Below are 11640 nucleotides of genomic sequence, written 5' to 3'. Positions count from 1 at the left end.
AATATTAACGATAACGTAAGGCGGCCAGTGCGAGGCATACCCAACCGGCAATAAATAACAAACCCCCTATTGGCGTTACGGGGCCAAGCACACTCAGCCAGTTCCAGCCTAACAGATCGCGGCAGGATAATAAATACAGTGAACCCGAAAAAAACACGATGCCCAGCGTAAATAAATAATAGGCCGCCGCAATTAATTTGTTTTTAAAACGTGTAAATGTAGAAAGGAACAGCAAAGCGAACACGTGATAAAAATTATACTGTACGCCTGTTTGCCAAACTTCAAGCTGGCGCTCAGCTATTAACGCACGCAAGCCGTGAGCGCCAAAGGCACCAAGTATAACCGCAACCGCGCCAAATACCGCGGCCGTGAATATGATTTGTTTATTCATTGAAAGATAAAAAGACTAAGTTAGCTTAATTTTGGGAAGTAAACGTTTAACGCAGTGCCATAATTTACATAACTTGCGAGTGCAAACATATAAATGAAACGGATAATTTTTATTACGGTTATTTTGCTTGTTGCCTGCGGTTATATTACGGTGGCTTACTTTAAAAACCTTAACCCGCCCGGCCAGCATACCAGCCAGGTTATGCGCAGCATACCTGCTAATGCCGCCATGGTGTTTGAATTCCCTAATGATAAAAGCTTTTACGATATTTTCAAGAACAATAAGCTGCTTGCAGCCATATCAGGCAAGGATAATATTGACGACCTGGATACGCTGCGTAAAATACTTAACCCTGAAAATAATGGGGAAGGCTTATTTAACGGACAACACCTCTTTATATCAGTACACCCGGCCGATACCGGTACCGCTTTACTTATTACCGCGGTAGCCCCAAAAAACTTTAACAACAAAGCTTTTGATTTGCTTAAAGCCAATAAACAGCTTTTAATATCGCCATATACCGTTGGTAAGCGCAAAGGCTATGCTATATATATTAAACCCATAAAAAGGCGGTTCTACATTATTAACAAAGGGCGGGGTATATACACCGGCAGCTTTTCAAATAACCTGATACAGGCCGCTGCCGGCAATGAGGCCGAAAAAACAGATTACGCCATTTCGCCCACTCAGCAAAACAACAACTCGCTGGCTAACCTGTATATTAACTACCAGCAGTTTAACCCGCTGCTAAAGAGTTATTTTACTAATGACAATAGTTTGCCTGCCAGTGTTTACGGCTTAGCCGCAACGGGTATACTCAGCCTTAATTATAAAAGCGACGCGTTGATGTTCAACGGTACATCAAGCCTTACACAGGGCGGCAGGCATGGTTACCTTAATGTATTCATCAACCAAAAACCGGTTGATAATCATTTAAAAAATATACTGCCATCAACCACGGCCTATTACAACGGTTTTGCGCTTTCAAACACCAAACAATTTTTTACCGACCTTGATAAATGGCAGCAAAACACCGGCATCAGCAAAAAGGAAAGCAGCTTGTATGCTAACATTAAAAATGAAACAGGTGTAAATATTAAGCAGGCATTCAATTTATTAGCCGGAAATGAATTCGCGGTGGTTACCACCCGCTTTCAGGAGAAACTGGCTATTGTGGCTTTAAAGGACGGATCAAAGTTGTTACCTCATTTTTTAAACATAAGCTCGGGCATGAGCGAAAACAGCGGGAAGTTGAATTACGACAGGCTGATGTATTACCTGCTGGGTGATGCATTCGGTGGTTTCCGTAAGCCATATTTTATGGTGATTGATAATTACCTGATACTGGCGGCCACCTATCAGGAGATACAGAGTTATTACGAGAGCTACATGAATCGCAAGTTTTTAACCAAAACCGATGGTTACAGTAATTTTGATAACCTGATGTCGCAAAGAGGTAACATTTGCTATTTTGTACACAGCAAAAACGCGCGCTACGTTTTCAGGCGAGGCATGCGTAAACAAACTTACCGCTCATTTAACGAGAGCGAACCCGGCTGGCAAAATGTGTTCGGGGTATCGTACCAGCTAACCGCTGCAGGCAACAGTTTTTATACCAACTTTTGCATAGGCGCAAATGCCAAAAAGGATGAGGATGAAACATTGACTGTTAACTAATTAAGTATTTAACATTTTAAACAACCATACCGTCATAAAAGCGTTTAACAAGCAAACTACTGCATACTAAAGCAAACGCGTTACAAGGGGTTAAAACCAAGTTTTTTATATGAAGAAATTTTTACTACTGTTACTACTGTCGGCCCCTATGTTTGCAGCAGCACAGCAGTTTTCACAATATAACACCGGAACACTTTTTGATTCATTCGAAAATCCGTCGCAGCGCTCCTTCATCCGCGATTCGAGCTATAACATGGCTTCCAACTTTTTGATACCCAATTTTGGGGCCTATGCCTTTTTAACAGGTAACGCGCAACGCTCTATACAAAGCCGTTTGTTTGATGAGCGTTATGATAACTCGCAGTTAGAGGTGGGCAACCGTAAACTAAACCATGTAGTAGGCAATACCGGCGTTTATTTGCTGATGTTTAAATGGTATGCCGATATGAGGGGCGATAAGGAGATGGGCATATCAGTTAAAACAAAAGGCGAAGCCAATGGCACCATTACTGATGAAACGATAGCCCTGTTTAACGGTTCGGCAAATTTTCAGAACCGCCCGTATGAAGATGTTTTGAACAGCAATGGGTATTACCAAACTTACCACCAGATAGGTTTTTCGTACCGCGAAAAATTGAGCAAAAGGGCGGCATTTGGTTTTAAGGTAAACTTTTTGATGGGCTTGCAATACCAGGAGGTGCTGATCAACAGATCGAGCATCGAGTTTGATAAACCCGCCGACCAGGCCAATTTATACTTAGACGGATTGTATTACGCCAGCGAGAACGCGGGCCGGTTCAAGGCAAACACCTTCGCGCCAAACTTTCGTAACCCCGGCGCTTCGGTATCCATAGGCGGATCATACAAAACCGAGGAAGGTTATATATTACAAGGCAACGTAAAGGATCTGGGTTTTGTACACTGGAGCGGAAAGTCAAACACCTATCGCGTATTGGGCTCAACCACACTTACTGACCTGTCGCAGCCATGGCGTGAAGATAGCGTGCGCAATCAGCTCTCAAACCTGTTAAAATCAGGCTATATACACACCGGCTCGTTTACCACCCCTACTGATGGGTTGGCCGAGATGAGCATCGCCAAAAAATTCTTTTTTAATTACGACCGCACTTTTAGCATGTTGCCAACGCTTATTGTACAAAAGCAGGTGTTTTACCGTGGTTTAACCGGCGCGCTGGTTGATCATTTTCAATACAACAACATTACGCTTACGGCCACCGCATCTTATAACGATCTGCGCTTGTTTAACTTTGGCGGGCAGTTTATGTACAAATCGCCAAACGCCGAATTTTATATCGGCTCAGAAAGATTGCTCCCTACCGGGCGTATCGCCATACAAAGTACAGGCTATAATACACCGTACACCGGTGCCGATTTCTTTTTAGGCTTTTCGTTAAAGTTTGGCCGGCCTATTGAAAGCCCGATGAACGCCAGCTACATCCCAATGGGTGAAGAGAAAGGCTTTTTCGGCAGATTTTTCGATAAAATATTCGGCAAGCGTAAAGGCGGCGGCGAGTTATAGCGCCTTTTTACCGGCAATAAAATCTTTAAGATAAAATGGCTCATAGTAAGCCACATCCTCAAACTGCCCGGCTTTAAACTTTTGCAGGGCGGCTTTGGTGAGGTAAGCCGCCGAATTGATAAACTCAGGGGCTATAATGGCGTTGGCGTGCGTCAGCACATCCTGAAATTTGGGGGCGCCATCACCAAAAAACACCACCTGGTTATTTGCCAGTTCCGCAGCATAACTATCAACGTCAATTATCTCGGCCGAAGTTTCTTTAAGGCGATTACCACCGGCATTAAATATAGCGGTGTAAACCTCCATACGGCGCGCATCAATCATGGGGCATAACAATGTACCCTTAGTAATATCAACCAAACCAGAGCTGATAAAACCCTGCGTCATGGCTTCCAGCGTTTCAACAGCAATAAGCGGCTTATCCAATGCGAAGCACAAACCTTTAGCTGTTGATATACCTATCCGCAAACCCGTATATGAACCCGGCCCCGCGCTAACGGCTACAGCATCGAGCGCGTTATGAGCAATACCTGCATCGCTAAGCAATTCATCAATAAACAAGGTAATCACCTCGGCATGTATATTACGCTGGTTAACGGTTTTTACAGCGATCACCTCCCCGTTTACAGCGATAGCTACTGAACAGGCAGTGGTTGCGGTTTCAATTTGCAGTATGGTATTCATAGAAAATTTGTACAGTATCAATCAGGTACCGGATCGTGCCCGTGGCCACCCCAGGGGTTGCAACGCGCAATGCGCTTCAAAGTTAACCATCCGCCTTTAAAAGCACCATGTTTTTTTACAGCCTCAATGCCGTATTGCGAACATGAAGGCGTGTAGCGGCAGGCCGCGCCAAACAGCGGCGATAATAAATATTGGTAAATACGTATGAGCAGGATAAAAAACGCGCCTATAAGGCTTTTAAACAAGTTAGCCAGCCATCTCATTTCAGTACCTCTCCGCTTAATTGCGCAAATAGTTTGATCATCTTTTTTTCGATAAACGAATAATCGGCGATTTCCTTGCCTACATAAGTTAACGAGAGAATGATTTCCTTATCAGGTAAATGGCTATATAAAAGTTGATGTTTATGCAGGCGGTATGCCTCGCGCGAGCGGCGTTTGATCAGATTTCGGTCTACAGCCCTTTTAAACCGTTTTTTGGGGACGGAAAAAAGCACCTGTACAGGCACGCCTGCTGCATCATCAGCAGCAACGGGCATCCACGAAACCTTAAAGGGATAACATAAAAAAGAAGAACCGTTATGATACAAACCGGCGATAAGCCGTTTATTACATAAGCGTTCTTCTTTTTTAAAAGTATACATAGTTGCAAGGGTTGAACCAATAAATTAAAAAACGGTCTGGCCCGGGTATTCGCAACTGGTGGAAACCGGAATTATGCTTTGTGACGACGCTCGTCAGACACGCTTAATCTTTTTCTGCCTTTAGCTCTTCTTGAAGCTAAAACCCTTCTGCCGTTAGCAGTTGACATACGCTCACGGAAACCGTGCTTATTTCTTCTTTTTCTTTGAGATGGCTGAAACGTTCTTTTCATCGCTGTATATTGTTATTCGTCGTTATATCGTTTTTAAAAACAAGAGCGCAAATGTAGTGCTTTTTTTGTTTTAATCAAACACCCTGTTAACTAATATTTATAGTAATATCTGGTTAGTTATCAACATATGCACTTTTCAGGCCTGTTTACTGGCAAGTATATCGCGAATTTCGGCTAATAAAACTTCCTCCTTGCTTGGTGCCGGAGGGGCGGCAGGTGCAGCTTCCTCTTTCTTTTTTAATGAATTAATACCTTTCACCACAATGAAAATACAAAACGCTACAATCAAAAACTGAATGATGGTATTAATAAAGTTGCCGTATAAAATTGATACTTCAGCAGTCTTAGCAACCGGATCTGCAGCTTTAAGGAGTATTTTTTTATCAGAGAAATCAACACCGCCGGTAACGTATCCTATAGGCGGCATAATTACATCATTTACCAGGGAGGTAACTATTTTACCAAATGCCGCGCCGATGATGACACCCACTGCCAGATCGACCACGTTGCCACGCATGGCAAACTCTCTGAATTCCTTTGCAAAGCCCATAATTTATAATTTAAGTTTTACTAAGTTAAAAAATAATAGCGTGTTAAAACAAATGTATTCCTTTTATCCTTTTACATCATTATCCCGTCAATAATGTAACTTATTTTAAAGTTATGCCTATTTGATGTAATTTTGGGCTTACTAAACTATGCTAAAACAAAATCTTCAACAAAAGCTACTACAAAAGCTATCGCCGCAGCAAATACAATTTATAAAATTGCTGCAGGTGCCTACCGTGTCATTAGATACCCGTATTAAAGAGGAACTGGAGGACAACCCGGCACTTGAAGATTTTAGCCTTACCTTAAGCGAACCGGAGGAACAATACCCCGACCGCGACCCGGATGATGACTTTGGCAACAATGACCATGAGGGCGGTGAGGCTGATGAATTTAATATAGATGATTATTTGCAGGATGACAGCGTGAACGATTACGGATCGCGCTATGACCAGAACGGCGATGATGAGGAAGATAAGAAGGAAATGCCCATCGCTATTCAAAGCTCATTTATTGAGAACCTGCAAGCCCAACTGGATCTGCTGCTGCTATCAGACAAGGACTTTTTAATTGGCAAGCAGATCATCGGCAGCCTTGATGATGATGGTTACCTGCGCAGGCCTATTATGTCGCTTACGGACGATCTTGCCTTTTCAGCCAACGTTATGGCCGAGGACGAAGAAGTTGAGGATATGCTGAAGGTGATACAAACTTTTGACCCGCCGGGAGTGGCTGCGCGTACCTTACAGGAATGCCTGCTGATACAACTGCGCAAAAAGGACGCTAACGACCCTATTGTTAAGAAAGCAATACTGGTGGTTGAAAATCACCTTGATGAGTTTACACGCAAGCATTACGATAAACTGGAGCGCTCGCTAAACCTTAACTCTAACGAGTTGCGTGCCGTTGTTAATGAGATACTGAAACTTAACCCTAAGCCCGGCGACTCGAGCGAGGTGAACACCAAGCAAATGCAGGTGATCCCTGATTTTCATATCAGCAATAACGATGGCGTGCTGATACTTACCCTGAATGCCAAAAACGCGCCTGAACTGAAGGTAAGCCGATCATACCAGGAGATGTTTCAGCACTACGATAAGGCATCGCAAAAAGATAAAAAATTAAAAGAGGCCGTTCAGTTCGTTAAACAAAAGCTCGATTCGGCTAAATGGTTTATTGATGCCATTAAGCAGCGCCAGCAAACGCTGCTCAAAACAATGAACGCCATTATGCAATATCAGTACGATTTCTTTTTAACCGGGGACGACAAAAACCTGCGCCCGATGATATTGAAAGATATTGCCGATAAGATAAACATGGATATATCGACCGTATCGCGTGTGGCAAACTCAAAATATGTACAAACCGAGCATGGCACTTTTTTACTGAAATCATTTTTCTCCGAAGCTATACAAACCGAAAGCGGCGAAGAGGTATCAAACAAAGAGGTGAAAAAGATATTGGAAGAGCACATTGGCAAGGAAGATAAACGCCATCCGCTGGCCGACGAAAAGCTTACCGAAATATTAAAAGATGCCGGTTACAATATTGCCCGCCGTACTGTTGCCAAATACCGCGAACAAATGAATATTCCGGTAGCCCGATTACGTAAGGAACTATAAGATCACTTTAACAAGGTTAAATAACCTGTGTAAAGTTTGCTCCCGTCTTTCAGATCGAGTGTGTAGTAATAAGTGCCCGCCGGTAACTGGTTACCGTTAATAGTACCGTTCCAAGGGGTTTGGTACCCTACTGATGTAAATACCTTTGACCCATTTCTGTTAACCACAGTAATCACACAATCCGGAAAGCTTTTAAGCAGATCAATATTCCAGGTATCATTTATACCATCGCCATTGGGGGTGAAAGTATTGGGTATAGTAAGTTGCTGATGCACCTTTACATTTACTATTTTGGTAACGCTGCAACTTGCCGAGGTAACGATGAGCCGGTAACTCATATCAGCATTTAACGTAATATTGGGGTTAAGCACATCATCCCTATCAAGCCCGGCAGATGGCACCCACTTATAAGTCAGGCCATCACCTGTGGCTTGTATATTAGCCTGCATGGTGCGATTATTAAATACATTGACCACATCGGGCACCGTAACTACCGGCAGTTTGCTTACTACTACATCAAAGTTTTTTACAGCAGGGCACCCATTAGCCGACCGGAAGGTGTAAGTAACGCTATGCGTGCCTACCCCTGCTGTAGCGGGGGTAAAAACCCCGGCAGCAGAAATGCCGGCACCTGAGTAAGTACCTGTACCTGAAAGTCCGTTAAAATCAGCCATAAAATTTACCGGCCCGGCATCTTCGCATATCGTAAAACCGGCTGATGATGTAATATCTATCTGTGGCTGTGCATACAGGGTAATATCCTCCGTGTATTCCTCAAAACAGCTTTGGCCCGAATATGCCACCATTTTAACACGAATGGTTTTGGTAGCAGGTGAAGAAAAAACCTCATACATGTGACTAAACCTACCATCGGCAGGCATGTTATCCCCGGTATAGCTCACCTTATCAGCAGGCTTTGCCAATACATCAAAGTACCATTCAACCTTTATAATTTTACCGCTGTTTACTGATGCCTTATTTATAAATGTTACCGGCTCACTTACACATAAATTAGCGCGGTTCTCTACATCAATATTCCCGCTAATTGTACCGCCGTTTACTACAATCTCAGCAGTGCGGCTAACCGCGCAGCCATTGTTACTGAATGCGGTAAGTGTAACCGTGTAACGCCCGGCGGTTGCGTAACGGTGCTCGCCATCCGTAGCATTGCTGTTATTATTCGCGCCCGAAGCCGGGTCGCCAAAGTTCCACGAATACGTAATCTGCCCGGCAGTGCCATCAGCCAGCAAGGTTTTATTTTCAAACTTAGCCACATCGGCAGTACAAATTTCGGGCACGGTAAAAGCGGTAACGGGCGCGGTATTTACTGTTAACGCATGGCTAACCGGTTCGCTGTAACAACTTGCGTTTACCGCGCGCACCCTTAATGAAACCGTATAAACGCCCCCACGGCTATACTGATGGAACAATTTATTATCTGTAAAACTTTTTTCGGGTGTACCGTCGCCAAAGTCAACGCGCCATTCGGCAATATCAGTAAGCGTTGGCGATGTACCGGTTAAGCGTACAGTTTCACCTGCCGAACATAATAAAGCGGCATAAGTAAAATCACCCTCGGGCGGCGGGGCTATAGCAACAGTTTGCGTTGTTGCGTCAATACAACCGTTGGCATTAGTTACCACCAGCGTAACTTTATAGCTACCCTGTGATGCATATAGGTGTGATGGCGACTGTACATCGGCCGTGGTACCATCACCAAAATCCCAATGCCAGTTTTTTATTGTATTTGCTGTTGCCCGGCTATTATCAACAAAGGCAACCTCATTGGTTAAGCAAACATTCTGCGCCGTAAAATCAGCTACGGGCGGGGCAGTAATATTAAATTCAAAATCTACTTCCCGTGTTGAGCCGCAGTCGTTATTCTCGCCCGGATAAACAAAAGCCTTAACATTATAATCGCCCGGAGTATATTTAACCTTATCAACATATCTGTAAACATATAATTCCCGCTCATTTATAATCACCGTGTTATACCTGGGATTATTATCAACCACCTCGGTACCATCATGCAATATCCACCTGATCGCACCTGTTTTGTATGGCAACGTTAACTGTAAGTAATAATCAGCCTCTGAACAGCCGGCCAGATAGCTGTCATTACTGCCAGCGGAAGCAAGCACTATCCTTTCGTTCAGATTTTCGAGATTAGCACCGGCAGAATAACCATAAGATTCAAAACGCCCAAAACCGTAGGCAATAGCGTTAAAACCGCTCGAAGCGGAGATGTTATGAACGCCTCTTGATACTTTTATCTGAGCATAGGAGTAATTATTACTACCCGGAACGGTAAAAAATTCGTTGTATGGTTTGCCATCAATTTTAAAGGAAGCAGCATCAGCAGTTTTTAGCACCACGTTGATGTAGTGAGAGCGTATACTGAAATTATTTGCTGAATATAAGGTAACCCTGTCAAGCGTTTGCTCAAGCGGATTAAGGTAGATCACCTCCGGATCTCCTTCTGTTTCATCACTTGCAACACAGCTTGTAGTTTGTGTTTGTGTAACTGCATATTGAACAACCTGCACAGGTTTATTGGCAGTAATTACGTTTGCTTTTTGTGATGAAAATTCAATGTAATTTATGCCCGGAGTTTGAGGTGCCATTACAGTGCCGTTAACTTTTACCTCGGTATTGCGTTCACTGAATATTACTCTGAAAATATCGTAATCACGATTTTTTAACGGTACTGTTATATAATTTTTACCCCATGATGCTGTCGGATAAACCTGCTGTATGACATTGTCTGACGAAAAATTACTTTCATCACACCCGATAGCCATTTTTGTGCTCCCGGAAAATACAGCTATTTTTTTACAGGGCTCATCATCAACGCTTATTGATCTGATGCGGGTGCTTGTCAAATCTCTTTCTGATTGGCCCTGATAAACCTCCCCTTTTTTAAGCTTAACAGCAAAAGGTTGATTTGCCTCATGCCTGTCAGTAAGTAATTCATTTGGCGTGATCTCAACAGTTGTATTATCTTCAGTAGCAATAACCGCAAACTCCGACAAACTCTTTTTCTTCTCCTGCGTAGGAAACATTGAGTTTGACTGCTGGGTATAATTAATAGAGTAATAATCCTTACCCAAAGTATTTACAGGCAGCAACAAAGTAGCACCTGAAACTGCCGATGCAAAGATGTGGGCGTAAACAGCCACAGGATTTTTGGCTTCAATAAATATACCTTTTAATTTAGAGCCCGACCGGGTGATGTGTGCTGACGACGGTATCTCTACATAAGCCAATCCGTTTGCAGGCACACTAAAGGTAGTACTAAAACTACCGTCAGCTATGTTTACCGTACCCGATGTACTAACATCACAAGCAATGTATAATATCATCCTGCTTTTACTTGCACCGGCCCCGCTTATATGTTCAATATAAGCCGCCCAAAATTTAGTGCCTTTACTGGTAGTATAGCTTTGTGCATTGGCTGATAGCGCGCATATTATTAGCAGCCACAACAAGCAGATGTGATAAATAAAACGCACGTGATATATTTATTAACCGATTTATAATAAGCTGGTTAATAAATATACTAAATATTGCGTTTACTGAAAAAATTTATTCGGATTAGGCACCAGGTTAAGGAATGATTCAAAATTCTCCTCGTAGTGCGATTGATCTAAGGTATAATAAAATGCTCCTTTTTTTGAGGATTGCTTATCCTTTTCGTTCAGTTTGATGAGTAAACCGGTTGATAGCAATTTGCGGCTAAAGTTACGATCATCAAACTTGGTTTGGTATACACCCTCGTATAATGCCTGCAATTGCGGTATGGTAAATTTTTCGGGCAGTAACTGGAACAATATCGGGTGCAGGGCAGCCTTATACATTAACTGGCGGCGGGCCAGCTTCACCATTTCGGTATGGTCAAATATCAGTTCGGGCATTTCCTCAGGCAAAAACCATTCGGCATGGTGCTCATCATTCAGTTGTTTTTCGTACTCATTAATGTCAATAAGTGCGTAATAAACAATAGAAAGCGTACGCTCCACCGGGTCGCGATCCGGGTTGCCGAAAACCTTGAGCTGATCCATGTATACATTTTTGAGGCCGGTACGCTGTTCGAGCACGCGGTTGGCGGCATCATCGGGCGATTCGCCGGGTTTCATAAAACCACCCATCAAACTCCATTTACCCTTTTCAGGATCAAGGTTACGTTGCACCAGCAGCAGTTTGATGTTCCATCCGTCGAAACCGAAAATTATACAATCGGCAGCCACTAAAACCGGAGTTTCACCCGTATATTTTTGCATGAATTATGACCTGTAGGTTAATTA

The 11640-nt window shown here is 43.2% G+C and carries 11 protein-coding genes; 3 read left to right on the top strand and 8 right to left on the bottom strand.

Features of this window, described 5'->3' with window-relative positions; genetic code table 11:
* Positions 1-4 precede the first annotated feature (4 nt).
* Positions 5-391 carry a DUF423 domain-containing protein gene (locus tag LJ707_RS14545; protein ID WP_228952196.1) on the bottom strand — a complete coding sequence of 129 codons (387 nt, stop codon included), beginning with the start codon at positions 389-391 and terminating at the stop codon, positions 5-7.
* Positions 392-484: 93 nt separating this feature from the next.
* On the opposite strand from LJ707_RS14545, the gene LJ707_RS14540 reads away from it, so the two are divergent.
* Together LJ707_RS14540 and LJ707_RS14535 are read left to right on the top strand one after the other, a co-directional pair.
* Positions 485-2068 carry a hypothetical protein gene (locus LJ707_RS14540; protein ID WP_228952195.1) on the top strand — a complete coding sequence of 528 codons (1584 nt, stop codon included), beginning with the start codon at positions 485-487 and terminating at the stop codon, positions 2066-2068.
* A gap of 109 nt (positions 2069-2177) precedes the next feature.
* A complete protein-coding gene (locus LJ707_RS14535; protein ID WP_228952194.1) occupies positions 2178-3608 on the top strand; it encodes a DUF5723 family protein in 1431 nt (476 codons plus the stop codon).
* Here the strand turns inward: LJ707_RS14535 and tsaB are convergent.
* The 5 genes from tsaB to mscL all read right to left on the bottom strand — a co-directional run bounded on the left by tsaB (position 3603) and on the right by mscL (position 5715).
* Positions 3603-4292 (bottom strand): tRNA (adenosine(37)-N6)-threonylcarbamoyltransferase complex dimerization subunit type 1 TsaB, encoded by a 690-nt coding sequence (tsaB, locus tag LJ707_RS14530; RefSeq protein WP_228952193.1) that lies wholly within the window; start codon positions 4290-4292, stop codon positions 3603-3605. The genes LJ707_RS14535 and tsaB overlap by 6 nt on opposite strands.
* 17 nt (positions 4293-4309) lie before the next feature.
* Complete coding sequence (gene yidD / locus LJ707_RS14525) at positions 4310-4555, bottom strand: membrane protein insertion efficiency factor YidD (RefSeq protein ID WP_228952192.1); 246 nt, start codon at positions 4553-4555, stop codon at positions 4310-4312.
* Positions 4552-4935, bottom strand: a complete 384-nt coding sequence (locus LJ707_RS14520; protein ID WP_228952190.1) for a ribonuclease P protein component — start codon at positions 4933-4935, stop codon at positions 4552-4554. The genes yidD and LJ707_RS14520 overlap by 4 nt, the downstream gene beginning before the upstream one ends.
* 71 nt (positions 4936-5006) lie before the next feature.
* Positions 5007-5165 (bottom strand): 50S ribosomal protein L34, encoded by a 159-nt coding sequence (rpmH, locus tag LJ707_RS14515; RefSeq protein WP_092390256.1) that lies wholly within the window; start codon positions 5163-5165, stop codon positions 5007-5009.
* 136 nt (positions 5166-5301) lie between these two features.
* Complete coding sequence (gene mscL / locus LJ707_RS14510; protein ID WP_228952188.1) at positions 5302-5715, bottom strand: large-conductance mechanosensitive channel protein MscL; 414 nt, start codon at positions 5713-5715, stop codon at positions 5302-5304.
* Positions 5716-5863: 148 nt separating this feature from the next.
* Here mscL and rpoN point away from each other — a divergent pair, with 148 nt between their 5' ends.
* Complete coding sequence (rpoN, locus tag LJ707_RS14505) at positions 5864-7336, top strand: RNA polymerase factor sigma-54 (RefSeq protein WP_228952186.1); 1473 nt, start codon at positions 5864-5866, stop codon at positions 7334-7336.
* A gap of 2 nt (positions 7337-7338) precedes the next feature.
* On the opposite strand, the gene LJ707_RS14500 is transcribed toward rpoN, so the two are convergent.
* Positions 7339-10824 carry a PKD domain-containing protein gene (locus tag LJ707_RS14500; protein ID WP_228952184.1) on the bottom strand — a complete coding sequence of 1162 codons (3486 nt, stop codon included), beginning with the start codon at positions 10822-10824 and terminating at the stop codon, positions 7339-7341.
* Positions 10825-10908: 84 nt separating this feature from the next.
* A complete protein-coding gene (locus LJ707_RS14495; RefSeq protein WP_228952182.1) occupies positions 10909-11616 on the bottom strand; it encodes an NUDIX domain-containing protein in 708 nt (235 codons plus the stop codon).
* Positions 11617-11640 lie beyond the last annotated feature (24 nt).

The sequence above is a fragment of the Mucilaginibacter sp. UR6-1 genome, assembly GCF_020880975.1.
Lineage (GTDB): Bacteria > Bacteroidota > Bacteroidia > Sphingobacteriales > Sphingobacteriaceae > Mucilaginibacter.
This window is presented reverse-complemented; position numbering and strand designations above follow the sequence as displayed.